This window comes from Stutzerimonas kunmingensis, assembly GCF_002929225.1.
Classification (GTDB): Bacteria; Pseudomonadota; Gammaproteobacteria; order Pseudomonadales; family Pseudomonadaceae; genus Stutzerimonas.
On record NZ_PISM01000022.1, the window covers coordinates 525,682 to 545,398 of the forward strand.

At 64.2% G+C, this 19,717-nt stretch carries 15 protein-coding genes; 8 read left to right on the forward strand and 7 right to left on the reverse strand.

All coding sequences use genetic code 11. The features are described from left to right. Nucleotides 1-3 precede the first annotated feature (3 nt). The 6 genes from parE to CW305_RS21640 all read left to right on the forward strand — a co-directional run bounded on the left by parE (nucleotide 4) and on the right by CW305_RS21640 (nucleotide 6,923). Nucleotides 4-1,890, forward strand: coding sequence for a DNA topoisomerase IV subunit B (parE, locus tag CW305_RS21615; protein ID WP_041015875.1), 1,887 nt, complete (start codon nucleotides 4-6; stop codon nucleotides 1,888-1,890). Further along, nucleotides 1,887-2,870 (forward strand): esterase-like activity of phytase family protein, encoded by a 984-nt coding sequence (locus tag CW305_RS21620; protein WP_104098939.1) that lies wholly within the window; start codon nucleotides 1,887-1,889, stop codon nucleotides 2,868-2,870. Before parE ends, CW305_RS21620 begins: the two co-directional genes overlap by 4 nt. Continuing rightward, nucleotides 2,867-3,400: a retropepsin-like aspartic protease family protein gene (locus tag CW305_RS21625; RefSeq protein WP_104098940.1), complete on the forward strand. Its 534-nt coding sequence runs from the start codon at nucleotides 2,867-2,869 to the stop codon at nucleotides 3,398-3,400. Before CW305_RS21620 ends, CW305_RS21625 begins: the two co-directional genes overlap by 4 nt. Beyond that, nucleotides 3,397-3,780, forward strand: coding sequence for a bleomycin resistance protein (locus tag CW305_RS21630; RefSeq protein WP_104098941.1), 384 nt, complete (start codon nucleotides 3,397-3,399; stop codon nucleotides 3,778-3,780). The genes CW305_RS21625 and CW305_RS21630 overlap by 4 nt, the downstream gene beginning before the upstream one ends. Then, nucleotides 3,780-6,032 (forward strand): DNA topoisomerase IV subunit A, encoded by a 2,253-nt coding sequence (gene parC, locus CW305_RS21635; protein ID WP_104098942.1) that lies wholly within the window; start codon nucleotides 3,780-3,782, stop codon nucleotides 6,030-6,032. Before CW305_RS21630 ends, parC begins: the two co-directional genes overlap by 1 nt. 183 nt (nucleotides 6,033-6,215) lie before the next feature. Continuing rightward, nucleotides 6,216-6,923, forward strand: coding sequence for a PqiC family protein (locus CW305_RS21640; protein ID WP_102832389.1), 708 nt, complete (start codon nucleotides 6,216-6,218; stop codon nucleotides 6,921-6,923). A 143-nt stretch (nucleotides 6,924-7,066) separates the two neighbouring features. On the opposite strand, the gene CW305_RS21645 is transcribed toward CW305_RS21640, so the two are convergent. Continuing rightward, nucleotides 7,067-8,596 (reverse strand): AhpA/YtjB family protein, encoded by a 1,530-nt coding sequence (locus tag CW305_RS21645; RefSeq protein ID WP_104098943.1) that lies wholly within the window; start codon nucleotides 8,594-8,596, stop codon nucleotides 7,067-7,069. A 202-nt stretch (nucleotides 8,597-8,798) separates the two neighbouring features. Here CW305_RS21645 and serB point away from each other — a divergent pair, with 202 nt between their 5' ends. Then, nucleotides 8,799-10,013, forward strand: coding sequence for a phosphoserine phosphatase SerB (gene serB, locus CW305_RS21650; RefSeq protein ID WP_014818933.1), 1,215 nt, complete (start codon nucleotides 8,799-8,801; stop codon nucleotides 10,011-10,013). Between the two features lie 84 nt (nucleotides 10,014-10,097). On the opposite strand, the gene CW305_RS21655 is transcribed toward serB, so the two are convergent. The 6 genes from CW305_RS21655 to CW305_RS21680 all read right to left on the reverse strand — a co-directional run bounded on the left by CW305_RS21655 (nucleotide 10,098) and on the right by CW305_RS21680 (nucleotide 18,698). Next, complete coding sequence (locus CW305_RS21655) at nucleotides 10,098-11,171, reverse strand: NAD(P)-dependent alcohol dehydrogenase (protein ID WP_104098944.1); 1,074 nt, start codon at nucleotides 11,169-11,171, stop codon at nucleotides 10,098-10,100. Between the two features lie 136 nt (nucleotides 11,172-11,307). Further along, nucleotides 11,308-13,374: a GGDEF/EAL domain-containing response regulator gene (locus CW305_RS21660; RefSeq protein WP_104098945.1), complete on the reverse strand. Its 2,067-nt coding sequence runs from the start codon at nucleotides 13,372-13,374 to the stop codon at nucleotides 11,308-11,310. Nucleotides 13,375-13,435: 61 nt separating this feature from the next. After that, nucleotides 13,436-15,274: a molecular chaperone gene (locus CW305_RS21665; RefSeq protein ID WP_104098946.1), complete on the reverse strand. Its 1,839-nt coding sequence runs from the start codon at nucleotides 15,272-15,274 to the stop codon at nucleotides 13,436-13,438. 141 nt (nucleotides 15,275-15,415) lie between these two features. Continuing rightward, the gene (gene asd, locus CW305_RS21670; protein WP_104098947.1) at nucleotides 15,416-16,309 is read right to left on the reverse strand and encodes an archaetidylserine decarboxylase; all 894 of its coding nucleotides are present in this window, start codon (nucleotides 16,307-16,309) and stop codon (nucleotides 15,416-15,418) included. An 11-nt stretch (nucleotides 16,310-16,320) separates the two neighbouring features. Next, nucleotides 16,321-17,136, reverse strand: a complete 816-nt coding sequence (locus CW305_RS21675; protein WP_104098948.1) for a rhodanese-like domain-containing protein — start codon at nucleotides 17,134-17,136, stop codon at nucleotides 16,321-16,323. A gap of 47 nt (nucleotides 17,137-17,183) precedes the next feature. Further along, a complete protein-coding gene (locus CW305_RS21680; protein WP_045666784.1) occupies nucleotides 17,184-18,698 on the reverse strand; it encodes an HDOD domain-containing protein in 1,515 nt (504 codons plus the stop codon). A 166-nt stretch (nucleotides 18,699-18,864) separates the two neighbouring features. On the opposite strand from CW305_RS21680, the gene motA reads away from it, so the two are divergent. Next, on the forward strand, nucleotides 18,865-19,716 hold the full coding sequence (gene motA, locus CW305_RS21685) for a flagellar motor stator protein MotA (protein ID WP_104098949.1): 852 nt from the start codon (nucleotides 18,865-18,867) through the stop codon (nucleotides 19,714-19,716). Nucleotide 19,717: the final 1 nt, after the last annotated feature.

Below are 19,717 nucleotides of genomic sequence, written 5' to 3' on the forward strand. Positions count from 1 at the left end.
CAGATGTCTTATACCGCAGAAGCCATCGAGGTTCTTTCCGGCCTCGACCCGGTGCGCAAGCGCCCGGGCATGTACACCGATACCTCGCGGCCCAACCACCTGGCCCAGGAAGTCATCGACAACAGCGTCGACGAAGCCCTCGCCGGCCATGCCCGCTCGGTTCAGGTGATCCTGCATCAAGACAATTCGCTGGAAGTGATCGACGACGGCCGTGGCATGCCGGTGGACATTCACCCGGAAGAGGGTGTGCCGGGCGTCGAGCTGATCCTCACCAAGCTTCACGCCGGCGGCAAGTTCTCCAACAAGAACTACCAGTTCTCCGGTGGTCTGCACGGGGTCGGCATCTCGGTGGTCAACGCCCTGTCGACGCGGGTCGAAGTGACCGTCAAGCGCGACGGCAGCGAGTACCGCATGAGCTTCGCCGATGGCTTCAAGGCCACTGACCTGGAAGTCATCGGCAGCGTCGGCAAGCGCAACACCGGTACCAGCGTGCGCTTCTGGGCCGATCCGAAATACTTCGATTCCCCCAAATTCTCCATCAGCCGCCTCAAGCATGTGCTCAAGGCGAAGGCCGTGCTCTGCCCGGGGCTGAGCGTCAGCTTCGAGGACAAGGGCAGCGGCGAGAAGGTCGAGTGGCACTACGAGGATGGCCTGCGTTCGTACCTAGTCGACTCGGTCAGCGATTACCTGCGCCTGCCCGACGAGCCCTTCGTCGGCACCCTGGCGGGCAACACTGAGGCGGTGGACTGGGCGCTGCTGTGGCTGCCGGAAGGTGGCGAGAGTGTCCAGGAGAGCTACGTCAACCTGATTCCAACGGCCCAGGGTGGCACCCATGTCAACGGTCTGCGCCAGGGGCTGCTGGACGCCATGCGCGAGTTCTGCGAATTCCGCAACCTGCTGCCGCGCGGGTTGAAGCTGGCACCGGAAGACATCTGGGAGCGCATCGCCTTCGTCCTCTCGATGAAGATGCAGGAGCCGCAGTTCTCCGGGCAGACCAAGGAGCGCCTGTCGTCCCGCGAGGCCGCGGCATTCGTCTCCGGTGTGGTCAAGGATGCCTTCAGCCTCTGGCTCAATGCCCACCCGGAGCTGGGCATGCAACTGGCCGAGCTGGCGATCAGCAACGCCGGGCGTCGCCTCAAGGCCGGCAAGAAGGTCGAACGCAAGAAGATCACCCAGGGTCCGGCGCTGCCGGGCAAGCTGGCCGACTGCGCCGGGCAGGACCCGATGCGCGCCGAGCTGTTCCTGGTCGAGGGTGACTCGGCCGGCGGCTCGGCCAAGCAGGCGCGGGACAAGGAGTTCCAGGCGATCATGCCGCTGCGCGGCAAGATCCTGAACACCTGGGAAGTCGACGGCGGCGAAGTGCTGGCCAGCCAGGAAGTCCACGACATCGCCGTCGCCATCGGCGTCGATCCGGGCGCGGCCGATCTGGGCCAGCTGCGTTACGGCAAGATCTGCATCCTCGCCGACGCCGACTCAGACGGCCTGCACATCGCCACGTTGCTTTGCGCCCTGTTCGTTCAGCATTTCCGCCCTCTGGTCGAGGCCGGCCATGTCTATGTCGCCATGCCGCCGCTGTATCGCATCGACCTGGGCAAGGACATTTTCTACGCGTTGGACGAGGCCGAGCGCGACGGCATCCTCGAGCGCTTGGTCGCCGAGAAGCGCCGCGGCAAGCCTCAGGTCACCCGATTCAAGGGCCTCGGTGAGATGAATCCGCCGCAACTGCGCGAGACCACCATGGACCCCAACACGCGTCGACTGGTACAGCTGACCCTGGATGATTTCGAGGGCACCCGCGAGATCATGGACATGCTGCTGGCCAAGAAGCGCGCCGGCGACCGCAAGAGCTGGCTCGAGTCCAAGGGCAATCTGGCCGAGGTGCTGGTTTGATCCGCCGTTGGCTGGCGTTGCTGAGTCTGGCTTCGGCACCGCTCTGGGCCAGCGAGCCGGCGCCCGAACTGAAGCTGCTCGACGAGCACCCGGTGGCCGGAATGGCCGGTGGCAACCTTTCTGGAATGGCCTGGTGCGGCGATGCCTTGTGGGCCGTTTCCGATCGCGAGGACGACGTTCTCTATCGTCTGGATACCAGCGTCTCGCCCTGGCAGGCGGAGCCCGAGCGTTTCGAGGCGGCCCCGCCACCGGACAGCGGCTTGCCCTGGGGCATGCGCATGCGCGCCTGGGTCAGTGGCCAGGTGCGGGGTGGTCAGCTGGATTTCGAAGGTCTGAGTTGTGACAGCCTGGGCAACCGCTACGTGGTCAGTGAGGCCCATGCCGGCGTGCTGCGGGTCAGCCCAGCGGGTACGGCAGAATGGCTGCGCCTGCCCGATACGCTGGTACGACAGGCGCGGGCCAGCGGCATGCTCTGGCACTTCAACGCGCTGTTCGAAGGGATCGCCGTCGATCCGAAGGCCGAGCGCATGTGGCTTGCGGCCGAACGCGAGCGCCGCGGTCTTCTGGTGCTGCATCGTCAGCAGAGCAGCTGGCAGTGCACGGGCGGTTGCGTGCTGATGGCCGAGGGGGGCGATCAGCTGCCGCCCGCTGCGCTGGGCGATGCGCCGCTGCCAAAGAGCTTCTCGGCGGTGGCGTTCTTCGCCGACAAGCTTTTCGTGCTCGAGCCCTCGGCCTACCGCGTCTGTCGTCGCAGTCCGGCCACTGGCGCGGTGGAGCGTTGCTGGTCATTCGCCGAGGAGGCCTTGACCGAGGATCGCCGCTACGCTGAGTCCTTTGGCAACGCCGAGGCGCTGTGGATCGATGCCGAAGGCGCGTGGATCGGGGTCGACAACAACGGCAAGGCCCGTGGCGATGGCGAAAAGCGCCCGATCGTCTGGCGTTTTGCCGCGCCTGATGGCGGCTGGGGTGCGAAGCCGTGAGCCAGACCGCCGGGCGGCGTGCCGGGCGCGTGATGCTGGTGCTCGCCTGGGGCGTCGGACTGTTCCTGGCCACCCGCTTTTTCGCCGCTTGGGAGGAGGATCGGCTCAACCCCAATCGGCAGCCGGTTTCGCAGCTGCAGGGCGAGCAGATCGAAGTGCAGCTGGCCGGCAATGTGCAAGGCCATTTCGTTGCCAGCGGGCGGATCAATGGTGAGGTCGTCACCTTTCTGCTGGATACCGGTGCTACCGATGTCGCGGTGCCGGCCGAGCTGGCCGAACGGCTGGGACTGGAGCGCGGCGCGCCGGTGATGCTGCACACCGCCAACGGCCAGACCACCGGTTATCGCACCGTGCTGTCGAGCCTCGATCTGGGTGACATCCGCCTGCACGACGTGCGCGCTATCGTCGCCCCCGGCTTTCGCAGCGAACAGGTTCTGCTCGGTATGAGCGCACTGAAGCAGCTTGAATTCACCCAGCGCGCTGGCACCCTGGTGCTGCGCCAGCAACTACCTCAGGGGCAAGACCGATGAGGGCGCTCATACAGTCCACGGTGCCTGTCCTGGCTTCGTTGAATCTCGATGAAAGCCGCGGCTTCTACACGACCTATCTGGGTTTCCAGGTCGTGCTCCAGGCCACTGACTACCTGATCGTGGAGCGCGACGGTGCGCAGCTGCATTTCTGGCTTTGCACGGAGCGCCACGTTGTCGAGAACACCTCCTGCTACATACGTACCGGCGATTGCCAGGCGCTGTACCGGGAGTTCTGTCAGCGTGGCCTGGTCCTGGACGCGCCCGTTATGCAGCCCTGGGGCATGCAAGAACTTTATGTCATCGACGCCCACGGCAACTTGCTCAAGTTCGGCGAGCAACCAGCCGTGAGTCATCCATCCTTTGCTGAAGAAAATTGCTGATGAGCGAATCCCTCGACCTGAGCCTGGACGGCGTGGAGCGTCGCTCCCTCGCCGATTTCACCGAGCAGGCCTACCTCAACTACTCCATGTACGTGATCATGGATCGCGCACTGCCGCATATTGGCGACGGTTTGAAGCCGGTGCAGCGGCGCATCATCTATGCCATGAGCGAACTCGGCCTGGGCGCCGACGCCAAGCACAAGAAGTCCGCACGTACCGTCGGTGACGTGCTCGGCAAGTTTCATCCGCATGGCGACAGTGCCTGCTACGAAGCCATGGTGCTGATGGCGCAGCCGTTCAGCTATCGCTACACGCTGGTCGACGGTCAGGGCAACTGGGGTGCGCCGGACGATCCCAAGTCGTTCGCCGCCATGCGTTATACCGAGGCGCGGTTGTCGCGCTATTCCGAGGTGCTGCTCAGCGAGTTGGGTCAGGGCACGGTTGACTGGGTGCCGAACTTCGATGGCACCCTCGACGAGCCGGCAACGCTACCGGCGCGCCTGCCCAACCTTTTGCTCAACGGCACCACCGGCATCGCCGTGGGCATGGCCACCGATGTGCCGCCGCACAACCTGCGTGAAGTGGCGAGCGCCTGCATACGTCTGCTCGACGAGCCGAGCGCCAGTGTCGAGCAGCTCTGCGAGCATGTGCTGGGGCCGGATTTCCCGACCGAGGCGGAGATCATCACGCCGCGTGCGGACCTGCTGAAGATCTATGAGACAGGTCGAGGTTCCGTTCGCATGCGGGCCGTCTACCGTGTCGAAGACGGCGACGTCGTGGTCACCGCCCTGCCGCACCAGGTGTCCGGCTCCAAGGTGCTCGAGCAGATCGCCGGGCAGATGCAGGCCAAGAAGCTGCCGATGGTCGCCGACCTGCGCGATGAGTCGGATCATGAGAACCCCTGTCGCATCGTCATCATCCCGCGCTCCAACCGGGTCGATGTCGAAGCGCTGATGCAGCACCTGTTCGCCACCACCGATCTGGAGTCCAGCTACCGGGTCAACACCAACGTGATCGGGCTCGATGGTCGCCCACAGGTGAAGAACCTGCGTACCCTGCTCAGCGAGTGGCTGACCTATCGCATAGGCACCGTGCGCCGTCGCCTGCAGTTCCGCCTGGACAAGGTCGAGAGGCGTCTGCACCTGTTGGAAGGCTTGCTGGTGGCTTTCCTCAATCTGGATGAAGTGATCCACATCATCCGAACCGAAGATCAGCCCAAACCGGTGCTGATGGCGCGCTTCGAGCTCTCCGAGCTGCAGGCCGACTACATCCTCGACACCCGCCTGCGTCAGCTGGCGCGGCTGGAAGAGATGAAGATCCGCGGCGAGCAGGACGAGCTGGCCAAGGAGCGCGAGAAGCTGCTGGCGCTGCTGGGTAGTGAAACCAAGCTGAAGAAACTGGTGCGCAAGGAGCTGATCGAGGACGCGGAAACCTACGGCGACGATCGCCGCTCGCCGATCGTCGAGCGTGCCGAGGCGCGGGCGCTGTCGGAAAACGAGCTGCTGCCGTCCGAGCCGGTGACCGTGGTGATCTCCGATAAAGGCTGGGCGCGCTGCGCCAAGGGCCATGATGTCGATGCCAGCGGGCTCTCCTACAAGGCCGGAGATGGCTTCAAGGCAGCTGCGGCCGGGCGCTCGAACCAATATGCGGTGTTCATCGACTCCACTGGGCGCAGCTATTCGCTGGCGGCGCACTCGCTGCCTTCGGCGCGAGGCCAGGGCGAGCCGCTCACCGGCCGGCTGACGCCACCGCCGGGCGCGAGTTTCGAATGCGTGATGCTGCCCGATGATGAGGCGCTCTACGTGATCGCTTCGGATGCCGGCTATGGCTTTGTCGTCAAGGGCGAGGACCTGCAGGCCAAGAACAAGGCCGGCAAGGCGCTGCTCTCGCTGCCGAAAGGCGCCAAGGTCGTCGCGCCGCGGCCGTTGGCCAACCGCGAGGAGGACTGGCTGGCTGCCGTGACGACCGAAGGCCGTCTGCTGGTGTTCCCGGTGCGCGATCTGCCGCAACTGGGAAAGGGCAAGGGCAACAAGATCATCGGCATCCCCGGCGAGCGGGTTGCCAGTCGCGAGGAATATCTGGTCGATCTCGCCGTGTTGCCGGCCGGCGCGACACTGGTGTTGCAGGCGGGCAAGCGTACGCTGTCGCTCAAGGCCGAGGATCTGGAACACTACAAGGGCGAACGTGGCAGGCGCGGCAACAAGCTGCCACGAGGCTTCCAGCGTGTCGAAGGCTTGCTGGTCGAAGCATGACCAGATGTATTGGCGCTGGAATCGAAGGACGCTTTCACGGAAGATAGCGGCCTTTCCAGCCCGCGGCATGTTGCCCGGTGCTTTCTTTCGCGTCGGTGGAGTCGATTGTCCGGCGAGACATATGTACAAGGCGTTGGCGATCTGATGATCGCGAGCGGCCTGAACTCTGGTGTTATGACGGTAATGAAGAATTTGCTGCGCGTTCCGACTGTTTTGTTGCTGGCCAGCATGGGCCTGACAGGCTGCATCGGCCTGCAGCCTGCGCCAATGTACCGACTGGACAGCGGTACGACTGAAGTGCCTGAGCGAACCGATGGCGCCGCCGTGCTGCTGGCACCGGTGACGCTGGCCGATTATCTGCAGCGTGACGCTTTGCTTCAGCGTCTGGCTGACGGCAGCCTGGCCGTCGACGGTCAGCGCGCCCACTGGGCGGGCAGCCTGAAGGCCGACGTCGAGCAGGTGTTGCTGCGTCAGCTGGCCTGGCGTCTGGATACGCAGAGCCTGGTGCTTGGCCCGGCCGACGAAGGCTTTACTCCGGAAGTGCAGATCGAGCTGTCCATCACTCGCCTTGATTCCGGCCCCGAATTCCCGGCGGTACTCGAGGCGCATTGGCGTCTGCGCGACAAGGCGGGCAAGCACCTGGGCAGTCGACTGGTGCGCCTGCAGGAGGAGCACCAGGGCAGCGCGAGCGACCAGGTGCGGGCGCAGAGCGTTCTGCTGCAGCGCCTGAGCGAGATGGTCGCCGATGCGGTCGAACCTACCCTGGTAGCCAAGACCGCACCCAAGGTTGCCCCTGCCAAACCACAGGTAAGCAAGTCTGCCGAGGCGCCAGCACCGCGCATCCCGGCCGCCGAACCCATTCGTACGGATATGGAAGTGTTCCGCTTCTGACCCTGTCGCGGCTGCTGTTGCAGCCAGTGCATTGAAAAGCCCGGCCAGTGATCTGGTCGGGCTTTTTCGTTTTCTCGGGCTGGTTGCGACTGCGGGCTCGACCAAAGGTCAACGGTCGTTTGATAGCGACCGTATGGCTTGCGTCAGTGGGTGCGGCTGCGTAGTTCGTGCATGCGCGTCAGCTGGCGTTCCAGCAGCGAGGGGTATGGGTCCAGCAGGCGCTCGACGCAGCAGGCGCCTTCCGGGCTGGCAATCGGGCGGATTCGCGCGCGCTGCTGAATCAGCCGGTCCTCGCTGATGCTGCCCTCTACCAGCAGCAGGTTGCGGCTGTGCAGCGACATATCCAGCGCAGCTTGCGCCGGCTGGCTGAGCAGCAGGTCGCCCTGGCTCAGGTCGAACAGGCAATCGCCCTGGGTCAGGGCGAGCTGCAGTTGCAGCGTGATGCCGCTGTCGGCGACGTCGATCTGCAAGGCATGGCCCAGCGCACGCATCAGTTCGCCGCAGCAGATCGCGTGGGTGAGGTAGTTCTGCTCGTCGTCCTGGCTATGAAACAACATCAGGCTGCTGCCATCGTTGAGCGTGTGCAGCTCGGCCTGGTAAAGCGTCGCGGCTTGTTGCAGGCAGTCTCGATAGCGTTGCAGCAGTTCGGTCAGGCGCGGCCGCGGCAAGCGGCGCAATTGTTCCTGCCCGCCGAGCTGGATGGCCAGCACGGCGCTGCGGGTAGGTTGGGGCGGGGTAGGAGGTTGTACGCTCGGGGTACCCAATGACGGGAGCTCGAGCGGGACGTCGTCGTCCAGCTGCTGCACGTCGTCATCAGCGTTCGCGGAAAAGCCGCGTGGGCGTTGTGGCTCGTCGTCCAGCTCGATATCGAAGCGCTCCGGTTGCGCTGCGGGGGATCGTGAGTCAATGCTGTGGTCGTCACTCTGGTCGAAATAGTCGTCGTCCAGCGCATCGCTCAGGTCAAGCTCCGCCTCGGGCTTCTCCGGCACCAGGCGTGCCTGCAGCTGGCGCGCAAGGTCGCCAATCTCGTCCTGCCGTCCGGCACCCGGGGCGGGGTCGTCCGGGTCGCGCAGCCACAGGCGCAGCTGCATCAAGGGCGTCGCCAATTGCCGGCCCAGGCGCAGGCTCAGCATCAGCGTCAACGCCAGCAGGATCAGGCTGAGCAGTCCCATGCTCTGCAGGCTGATGGTCATCGGCTGCTGAAACTGCTGCATGTCCAGGCTCACGCGTAGATGCCCGGCAATCACTTCCTGAAAGCTGATGGGTGTCGAATAAAGCCCGTTATCGTCCCCAAGCAGGCCCTGCTGAGGCCGGGTTCCGGACTCGGCGAGCACGCGATTGTCCACGCTGTAGATCGCTGCGTGAGCGACCAGCGGATTCTTCACCAGATTGCTCAGCAGCACGTTGAGGCTGAGGATGTCGTTGGCCACCAGCAGATCGGTGGCCGAGGCGGCCGTCTGGGTGACCAGGCTCTGGCCGAGGGCATCGGCCTGCTGCTCCATGGCATGCTTGAACTGCATGCCGATCACCCACGCGTAGATGATCAGCGCCAGCGCCACCAGCAGCAGCGTATGGCTGGCAATACGCAACACCAGCGGCACGCGATGCTGGCGTACTGCGCGATAGAGCATGAGGAAGAAGTTGTCTGGCTTTACGGATGCGGGCCGGTTCACAGAGCGCGGCTCTTCTCGTCGGGAAATTGCCGAGCAGTATACGGAAAGCACGGGGGGCGCTGAAGGTCTGCGACGGTAAGCTGACGAATTGCGTCCAGGGTCATCGTGTTGGAGCGCGATGTGCCTGCCGCGGGGCCTGTCCAGCGCGCTGGTCAGCTGATGTAGAATGCCCGCCTTCGTTGCCTGCCATGGGAGCTGCGCCTTGCGCGAAATCGTCCTGATCAATATCACCGGTGAAGACCGTCCGGGCCTCACCGCGGCCATCACCGGCGTGCTCGCCCAGGGTGGCGTGAACATTCTCGACATCGGCCAGGCGGTGATCCATGACACGCTGTCGTTCGGCATCCTGATCGAGATTCCGGATAACGAGCGCGCCTCGTCGGTACTCAAGGACGTCCTGTTCATGGGCTACAAGCATGACCAGCAGGTGCGCTTCACCCCGGTGGCCGAGGCCGACTACCAGCACTGGGTGGCCGGGCAGGGCAAGTCCCGGCACATCGTCACCCTGCTGACGCGCAAGGTCACCGCCGAGCAATTGCAGCGGGTCAGCTCGATCACGGCGAAGTACGGGCTCAACATCGACCATATCGACCGCCTGTCCGGACGCATGCCGCTGGACATGCCTGAAGAACTGGGCAAGGGCTGCATCGAGTTTTCGGTGCGCGGCGAGCCGGCCGATACTGCGGCGCTGCGCGCCGAGTTTCTCAGCGTGGCGCAGGAGCTCAATGTCGATATCGCCTTCCAGCGCGATTCGGTCTACCGGCGCAACCGCCGGCTGGCTGTGTTCGACATGGACTCGACGCTGATCGAGGCCGAGGTCATCGACGAGCTGGCCAAGGCCGCCGGTGTTGGCGAGCAGGTGTCGGAGATCACCGAGCGGGCGATGCGCGGCGAGCTGGATTTCCGCGCCAGCTTCAAGGAGCGCCTGGCGCTGCTGGAAGGCTTGTCGGAAGAGGTGCTGGCGGACATCGGTGCCAGCCTGCGCTTGACCGAGGGCGCCGAAGTGCTGTTCGCCGAACTCAAGCGCCTGGGCTACAAGACAGCGATCCTGTCCGGCGGCTTCAGCTATTTCGCCAAGCAGCTGCAGGCCAAGCTCGGCATCGACTACGTGTTCGCCAATGAATTGCAGATCGAGAACGGCAAGGTGACCGGCGTGGCGGTCGAGCCGATCGTCGATGCCCAGCGCAAGGCCGATCTGCTGCGCCAGCTGGCCGAGCAGGAAGGGCTGTGTCTGGAGCAGACCATCGCCGTGGGTGATGGCGCCAACGACCTGCCGATGCTTGGTCTGGCCGGCCTGGGCGTTGCCTTCCGCGCCAAACCGCTGGTCAAGCAGTCGGCCAAGCAGGCGATTTCAACCCTGGGTCTGGACGGGATTCTCTACCTGCTGGGTTTCCGCGATCGCGACGGCACGGAATAAAGCGCGGCTGCAGGCTCAAACAACCCAAAGCCCCGGATCAATCGATCCGGGGTCTAGTTTTGTCACTCATGCCTTGCAGTGTCTTCAGGGTTTGATCGCCACTTTCAGCACGCCATCGCGCTGATTGGCAAACAGGTCGTAGGCGTCGGTGATGTCGTCCAGCGCATATTGATGGGTGACCAGCGGGCCGAGATCGACCCGGCCCGAGGCGACCACATTGAGCAGTCGGCGCATGCGCTCCTTGCCGCCCGGGCAGAGCGAGGTGACGATCTTGTTGTCGCCAAGCCCCGCATGGAAAGCGCCGAGCGGAATGGTCAGGTCACTGGAATAGACGCCCAGGCTGGACAGCGTTCCGCCCGGCTTGAGTACTCGCAATGCGCTCTCGAACGTCGATTGCAGGCCCAGTGCCTCGATGGAGGCGTCGACGCCGCGGCCGCCGGTTAGCTTGAGAACCTCTTCCACCACATCTACATTGCGGAAGTTGAGCGTCACGTCCGCTCCCATCTTCCGGGCGATATCCAGCCGCGCATCCACACCGTCCACGGCGATGATGGTGCCCGCACCGCGGAGCCTGGCACCAGCGGTGGCACAGAGGCCGATGGGCCCCTGGGCGAAGATCACCACGATGTCGCCGATCTTGATATTGGCCGCCTCGGCGCCGGCGAACCCTGTGGACATGATGTCCGGGCACATCAGCACCTGTTCGTCGGTCAGGCCGTCCGGTACGGGCGCCAGGTTGGCCATGGCGTCGGGTACCAGTACGTACTCGGCCTGGGTGCCGTCGATGGTGTTGCCGAAACGCCAGCCGCCCATGGGCTTGTAACCATGGCAGGAGCAGCCGCCGTCCTGCGAGGGGAGGCCGTCCTGACAGGCGTAGGAGGTGAAGCTCGGGCAGATGGCCCCGGCGATGACGCGCTGACCTTCCTGGTAGCCCTTGACGTTGTTGCCCAGCTTTTCGATGACGCCTACCGGCTCGTGGCCGATAGTCAGGCCGGGCGCGACCGGATACTCACCCTTGAGAATGTGCACGTCGGTGCCGCAGATCGTGGTTGTGGTGATGCGTAGCAGGGCATCGTTGGGGCCGATCTCGGGGATGGGCTTGTCCTGCAGTTCGATGCGGCCAGGTTCGACGAACACGGCAGCTTTCATCATGACCATGGTGCGGCTCCTCTTCGAGTTGAAGGCGTCCGTACACTCTAGCACAGCGCTGCGGCTGGCCAGTGATCGTAGTCAAGCTGAGGTGGATTGTCTGGTGGCGTTGGGGCTGGCCGGAGGCTGCCAGCCCGGCGGCGCATCACTCCTCGTCGGAGGCGAAGTCGTAGTCCATCGACTGGCTCGGGCCCTGCAGATAATGGCCCTGGATGTAGCTGACGCCGGCTTGCCACAGCGTAGCGAGTACGGTCGCGCTTTCGACGAACGGCACGATGCTCTGCTTCTGCTGCTCATGCAGTTCGGCGAGCAGGGCCTTGAGCGCTTCCTGGTTTTCCTGGCGGGTCAGATCCTGGGTGTAGGAGCCATCGACCTTGATGAACTCGGCATCCAGATGCTTGAGCGTATTGAATGGGTTGAGCACGCAGCCGAACTGGGCGAGCGCGGTGCGGCATCCGAGGCCGTTGAGTCCCTGGGCCAGCGCCTTGGCTGGTTTGAGATAGGCCACGGCATCGGCTTCACCGAACTCGAAGGCCAGCGAATCGCCTGGCAGACGCGAAGCCTTGAGCACGACGCCGAGCCAGGGCAGCAGGCTGGGGTCCTGGATACTGGCGGCGGACAGGTGCAGGAACAGTCGCGTGCGATGGCCCTTGGCGCGGTGCTCGGCGAGCAGTTTGATGGAGTTGAGAATGACCCAGCGGTCGATCTTGGCAGCCAGGCCGGCGTCGGCCGCGGTACTGAGGAACTCGTTCGGCGGGACTTCCACGCCCTGCGGATCGAGTAGCCGCAGCAGCACTTCGTAGTGCTCGAAGCTGTCGCCGCGCAGGCTGATGATCGGCTGGAACAGCAGGCGGAAGCTGTTGCTTTCCAGCGCCTGCTTGAGCATCGCGACGATGTCGCCGCGGTTGGCTGCTGCCGCCAGTTCGTCGGCCGGATTGTAGAGCTTCAGCGCATTGCCGTCGCTCAGCTCATCGGCACAGCGGTGCGCGCGCTCGATCGCGTCTTGAGCCTTGGCGGTTTTCTCGTCGAGGCCGGCTACGCCGATGCTGAGGGTGGTTTGCACCGTGCGACCGCCGACATCGAGCAGCTGGCCTTCGACCTTGGTCAGCAGTTTGCGCAGCTCCGGCTCGGCCTGCTGCGGAATGACGCCGGGTTGCAGGACCGCAAAGACGTCATCGGCGAAGCGAGCCAGCTGGGCTTCGCCGGGGAAGTGACCGCGCAACAGGGTGGCGAGCTGGTTGAGCAGCAGGTCGGAGTCGGTCAGGCCGATGTCTGCCTGCAGCGCGGCGAACCGATCGACGCGGATGTAGGCGAGGCTGGCGGGCTGGCTGGCATTGACCGCGCGCTCTACCGCGGCGTCAATCACTTCGAGGAAGCTGTTGCGGTTGAGCAGGCCGGTTACCGGGTCCTGGCTGCTGATCTCGCGCAGCTTCTGCAGTTCGGCACTGTCGTTCTCGGCGCGGATCACCACCTGCATGCAGGGCTCGCCGTCATAGGCCGCCGGCGAGAAGTGCATGCGTGTCTTGAGTGTGTCGCCATCGGCGCGCACGCCGCCACAGGCCAGTTCGGCGCTGCCTTCCATGCTCTGGTAATTCTTCAGGAAGGTCTTGAAACGGCTCTGGTCGGTGCCGCTGATCAGATCGATCATCGGCATGCCTTCCAGATCCTCTACGTCGTCGTAGCCGAAAAGTTCGAGGTAGGCGCGGTTGGCGTAGATGTGCATGCCGTCGTGCACGTAGGCAATGGCGTCCACGGAACTGTCGAGCAAGAGCTGGCAGCGCTTTTCCGCTTCACGCAGGGCCACTTCGGCTGAACGGCGCGCGCGGCGCTCTTCGAGATTGGCCAGTTCGCGATTGGCCACCAGCAGCAGCCACTCATCCTCGCCCTGCGGCAGGGCATCCTGGGCACCGAGCATCAGCGCTTCGGTGATCGCTTCGGCGTCGTTGCCTGCAGTTAGCTGGAGGATTGGGATGTCCTTGGCCTGCCGGCGAATGGCGCTGATTGCCTCGCTGGGGTCGAGATTCTCGCTCTGCGGTGCGTTGATCAGCAGATCCCAGGTCTGTTTCAGGGCTTCGGCCAGATCGTCGCTGGAGGTGAGCCGATGCACCCGGGTCGCCTGTCCGGCATTGCGGAAGAGGCTGACCAGACGCTCGGCCTCGTTCTGCGAGTCTTCGAGAATCAGCAGGCGGATGGTTTTCTTTTGCAGGGCCATGGCAACAGCTTAAGTGCGCGCCAAAGCGGCGCGGGCAGGCAGGAATGCGAGAGTCGGCAATCTACAGCGACTTCCAGAGTGAGTCAAAATCTTCATCCCCGCCCGCAGTGTGGGTTTTCCAGCCTGTGACAGGCGTCTCTCGCTCCGGTGCGACCTGTCCCAGGGAGCGGTATTCGAACTGATTGTAGTTGCCGGTAGCCGCACGGCGTTGGTTCAGCACGGCGCGCTCTTCCTCGCCGTTACGGTTGATCTGAACCTTGTGCCCCTCCTGGAAAGGCAGGCGTGGCGCGATCAGCGTTGCCGGCTGGGAGATCGCGGCGATCTCCGGCAACAGAAGGGCGCGCAGGTACTCACTGCCCTGGTCGACCTTGCGCAGCAGGCGCAGACCACAGGGCTTGGCCTGCGGTGCGATCAGTTCGATGCCCAGCTGCGTGCTGCCGCCGCGTACCTGGCGAATCCAGCGCACCACGGCGATGCTCCAGGTTTGCCCGGTGTCTTCGCGCAGTCCCAACAGCTCGCCGGTCTGCAGCAGGCTGGGCACCTCGCCTTCCCAGGCCAGGCAGTAACCGCCGGGGCTATGGTCCACCAGCTGGACCTGATAGATCGGATGATCTTCGTTGCTGGTGGACTTACCTTTCGTCGATGCAGATGCGGCTGCTCTGGTCGCCGGCGTTGCGCGTGAAACATCGGGTCTGACGAACTCGATATGGTCGCTGTCCGGCAGGCGTTCGATGCTGTTGCTCTGTGCATCGAATGCGTTGGCCCAGACATCCGCGGCGCCGTTGTGCAGCTTGAACACGGCTCGATTCGAGGTGCCGGGCAGTTCGAGCACTTCGTTGAAGGCGCGCTGACCGGCGAGTTGATAGTGCAGCGCGGTCATGCCGATACACAGCGCCAGCGTGCCCTTTGCCGGCGTGCGCTGGAAGGTTCGTTCGGAGATGGCGCCCCAGGCCGAGTTCAGGTGGCGCAGCAGATCGTCGTCCAGTCCTGCGGCGGCTGGCAGACGGCTCAGCCGGCGGTTGTCGGGCGCCAGGCGCAGGTGCTCATCGATCATGCCGACCAGCATCCGGGTATCGATGCCGAGCAGGTTCTGCTGGTTTCTGTCGGGAAACAGCGAACGGTAGCGCGGCGGCCCGTCCACCAGCGGAGACAGGAGGAAAAGGCTGCTGGCGGCGCTGGCTGCCTGGATCTGCGCCATGGCGCCCCAGGCCTCCAGTGCTGCGGCCAGCTTGACGATGCTCTGCTGACGCAACTGATTGCAGCGCGCGCAACCGAGCAGCAGCGCTGCGAGGTAGCTCTGCTCAGCGGTGAGATCCTTGGAGTATCGCGCCAGCGGATCGCGCAGCAGCAGGCGCTCGGTGCCATGCTCGACTGCCAGCTGATAGAGCTGGTGCAGTTCGAGCCACAACCCGGCAGCAGCCGGGCTGTAGAGCTGGGTGGAGCGGATCAGCAACGCGCCGAGGCTGTGAATGGCGCGTTGCAGCGCGATCGACAACAGTTGGTGACGATCGCGCTCGGGTTGGGAAACCACACGCACCACGATCAGCTTGTAGCCAACCGCGAGGTGATTCTGCAGCGCCTGGCAGAGACCGGCGACTTTGCGTGGTCGCTCGCTGAGCACGATGGGCTGGTTGACGAAGTGCTTTTCCAGCTGGTTGCAGACGAAATGCACGTCCGGCCGCAGCAGTTCCAGCATCTGCAGGCGGGTTTCCGTGGCGATGCGCAGTTGGTTGAGTTCGATCAGCGCCTGGTAAAGCTGGCGCGCGGTTTCGCCTATGTTGGCTTTCGGCAGGCCGGCGAGCCAGCCGGTTACGCCGCGCACGCTGGCGTCGCAGAAGGACAGGGTCTGCCGGGTGGGCGCTGGTACGCGCAACAGCAGATGATGGCTCTGTCTATCCAAACGGTTGGCTCCGCGGCGGTCAGGGCATAATTAATGAGAACTCTATCAATATCTGCCGCAGCGGGCAGGACTGAATGATGGCTTCATGATATTAGCCGACGTTCGGCAGTTATGGGCTGCCGAACGTCGCTGTGGCGGGAATCAGAGGGTTTCGAGCGGGTCGGCGACGGTTGGGCTGAGCGTCGCCTGGCCCAGCGCTTCGCCCATGCACACGGGGCTCAGCGGCCCCAGTTGTTCAGCCCAGCGCACCTGTTCCGGCCCGAACAGCAGAATCACCGTCGAACCCAGCTTGAAACGGCCCATCTCGGCGCCTTTCTCAAGGTGGATGGGCGCACGCGCCGCTTCGTCGTACCGGAAAGTCTTCAAGGCACGCTTGGGTGGTGTGACCAGGCCGGCCCAGACGGTCTCGATGCTGGCGACGATCATAGCGCCGACCAGCACCATGGCCATCGGCCCGTGCTCGGTATCGAACAGGCAGACCACCCGCTCGTTGCGCGCGAACAGCTCCGGCACGCCCTGCGCCGTGACCGTGTTGACCGAGAAGATGCGCCCCGGCACGTAGACCATTTCCCGCAGCGTGCCGCTGACCGGCATATGCACGCGGTGATAATCCTTGGGCGAGAGGTAGACCGTGGCGAACGCGCCGCCCATGAACGGAGCAGCGCGTTCGTGATCGCCGCCAAGCAGCTCCATGGCGCTGTAACTGTGGCCCTTGGCCTGGAAGATACGGCCTTGTTCTATCCGACCCAGCTGGCTGATGGCGCCGTCGCAGGGGTTGAGGATGGCGCCCGGAGTCTGATCCAGCGGGCGGGCACCGTCTCTCAAAGCGCGGGTGAAGAAGGCATTGAAGTGCTCGTAGGCCGTGGGCTCCTCGACCTGGGCTTCGCGCATGTCGACCTGAAAATGCCGGACGAACCACTTGATGAAGGTGTTCTTCACCCACGGCAGCCGGCACTCGGCCAGGCAGCCAGCCAGGCGGGAGATGAGGTGATGGGGCAGCACGTACTGGCTGATGACGAACAGGCGATCTTTCATGTGGGTCTTTTTCATTGCTGCACCGGTGTATCAGGCAGGTTGCCCCATTCGGACCAGGAGCCGGCATAGCCCTTGACGCGTGGGTAGCCGAGTGCCTTGGCCAGGAGGTAGGTGAGGCCGGAGCGATGATGGGTGTGGCAGTGGGTTACGACTTCCTTTTCCGGGACGATGCCCAGTGCCCCCAACTGCTCGGCGATGTCCTCGCGGATTCGGAGGTCGCGAGCACGGTCCATGGCGGCGGTCCACTCGAAGTTGATTGCCCCGGGTATGTGGCCGCCCCGCGCGGCAAAGAGTTTTTCGCCACGGAATTCGGCCGGCGAGCGCGCGTCCCAGATCACCAGATCCTCTGCGCCGAGGCGGCTTTCGATGTAGCTGCGGGTCGCGATTGGGGCGGGGTCCAGTGTCAGGTTCGGCAGGCCGGGCGCCGCTTCGGGTACTTGCTGGGTCAGCGCTCGCGCCTCGCCGAGCCAGGCGTGCAGCCCGCCGTTGAGGTAGTGGTAGTGGTGATGGCCGATCACGTCGAGCAGCCAGATGAAACGACCGGCCCAGCCGCCGCCTTCGTCGTCATACACCACGTACACCGCGTCGTGCCGATGACCCAGTGCGCCGAACAATCGCTGCAGTTGTGCAATATCCGGAAGCAATCCCGGCGCTGGCGGCTGGCCGAGCTGGGTCTGTTTGGGGTCGACGAAGCGAGCGCCCGGCAGATGGCCTTCGGCATAACGAGCAGCGCTGGTCAGGTCGACCAGAATCAGCTCGGGCGCGTCCAGGCGTGCGGCCAGGTCGGCTGGCTCGATCACCAGCGGCAGGTTGGAAAAGGCAGACACGACAGCCCTCATCTAGTCGTAGAAGGGGCGAAGTCTAGCGAAAAAGCTCAGACCCCGCGCCTGCTGAAGGTAGCCAATGCGCGCTCGATGCACTGCGTTGTTTTAGCGAATGTTTGCAGGGTAGTGTCGGAGAAGGGTGCGCCGTTCTGGTCGGAAACCACCAGCATCAGCACGCGCCCGTCGATGCCCAGCGAGCGCAACAGCAGATGTTCGCCGCTGAAAAGCGCTTTCAGGCTGCCGGGCAGCAATGCCGAGAACTGTGCCATGTTGGCCGGCTGCAGGCGCAGCTGTGCCGGCTTTTCCAGCAGACGGCGCACGATCTGGCTCTGCTCGGGGGTGAGGGTAAGTCGCGCAGCATCGCTTGGCAGGCCGGCCGATTGCTGGGCGACCAGGCGGTTCTGCTTTCGGTCGAACAGCAACACCAGTGTGCGCTGCATGCCCGCGCAGGCAAGGGCTTGGCTGGCGGTAGCGGTCAGCTGCAAGACGTTGCTGAACGGCGTCGGCTCGCTGAGCAGGCGGCGACAGTGCTCGCGCCATTCGGCCAGATCGGCGTCGCTTGCTACCGGCGCAGCACGCAACACCTGAAAACGGGTACCGGTAGGCCACAGCAGGCCTTGAGCCGGATGCCAGAGATCGGTCCGGCCGATCTCCCGGGCGCTGGTCGCCGCCTGCTGGTGCACCATCTGCTGCAGATCGGCGAGCGACACCTGCAGATACAAACCGGCCAGGCGCTGCCAGCGCAGGCTGTGTACGCCGCTCCAGCTATGGTGCGAGGACAGTGCCAGGCCGTTGGCCAGCACGATGGTGTTGCTCGGCAGCGTCAGCCAGCGGCGCAAGTCGGGGTCGGCGTCGAGCATCTGCTGCTGATGCAGCGGGTGCTCGTTGTCGTGGGCAATATGCAGGGCCTTGATCAGGCGCCGCCGATCGGTGCCCAGCAGGCGATAACCCTGAATGATCCAGTCCGGCAGCCGCCAATGCTCAGCAAGCCTTAGGCACAGCTCCAGCAGGGATACGCCGAGCAGCTCGCGCTCGACCCTGCTGGCCGGCTCGCCCTTGACCAGTACCCGCTGCTCCCAACTGTCGAGCAGATGCGGATAGGCGCCTATCAGCGCCCAGGCGGGAGACAGGAACAGCAGGCTGCCCCAGTGAATGTCCTGCCACAGTCGTGCGAGGCGGGCGGCGAACAGTCCGTTGGCCTGCTGGCTGGCGTGGCGGCTGATTAATACCAGTTGCCGCAGTGGCTGCGGCATGTCGGCGGCCTCCATGGCCGGAATGCGCGCCAGCAGCGCTTCGGCGCGCTGCAGGCCGATGCGGCTGAGCGCGACCTCCAGGCTCTCGGCCGGCTGGCTGTCGCCGATGCCTCGATTGGCCTCCTGGATGAAACGCAGCGCCAGCACGGGGCTGTCCTGAATAAGCTCGGCGATCTGCCGCATCGACTTGCTGCTGTCGCGCAGCGCCAGTCGCACCTTGCCATGGACGCCGGCAAACGCGGGAAGGGGTGCATCGTCGAGAGCCTTGATCCAGGCGGGTATCGTGCGTGGCAGCGGAGGTGTGGTGGTCATGGCCGAACTAGCTTTTCATCGGGATGGCCTTTAGTCTGGCGCAAAAGTTCCGATAACCAGAACAATTCTTCCAACATTCCTTTCGCAAGGTCGTCTGGTGACGATTCTGGGCGTTTATTTGCCCTTGATCCGGACGGCTCGTAACCAGGTTTTAGACGTACCTCCTATGGTCAAAATAATCGGGATTATCGTCGTGTTCGCCAGCGTGCTGGGCGGGTTCGTGCTCTCTGGCGGCAAGATCGGCGCGCTCATCCATCCGTTCGAGGTGATGATCATCGGTGGTGCGGCGCTGGGCGGTTTTCTGCAGGCCAACCCCGCCAGCACCACCATGCTGGTGTTCAAAAAATCGCTGAAGATGTTCAGCACCCGTTTTACCCATACCTATTATCTGGAAGTGCTCAGCCTGCTCTACTCGATCCTCAACAAGAGTCGTCGTGAAGGGTTGATGGCCATTGAAGCTGACCTGGAAGATCCCGCCGCCAGTCCGCTGTTCAGCAAGTACCCGGGCTTCCTGCAGGACGAGCGTATGACCGCCTTCACCTGCGATTACCTGCGCATCATGTCGTCCGGCAACATGGCGCCGCACGAACTCGAAGGCCTGTTCGACATGGAACTGAACAGCCTGAAGGAAGAACTCGAACATCCCTCCCATGCGGTCGCCAAGGTGGCGGACGGCCTGCCGGCGATGGGTATCGTCGCGGCGGTACTGGGCATCGTCATCACCATGTCGATCCTCGCCGAGGCGGATAACGCGATGATCGGTTACAAGGTTGGCTCGGCGCTGGTCGGTACTTTCCTCGGTATTCTTGCCTCCTATGGCTTCTTCGGGCCACTGGCCGCGGCACTGGAGCACGATGCCAAGGAGGAGCTGAACGTGTACGAGGCGATCAAGGCGACGCTGGTCGCGTCGGCCTCGGGCATGCCGCCAACGCTGGCCGTCGAGTTCGGACGCAAGGTTCTCTATCCGGCGCACCGCCCGAGCTTCGCCGAGCTCGAGCAAGCCATGCGCGGCAGCTAAA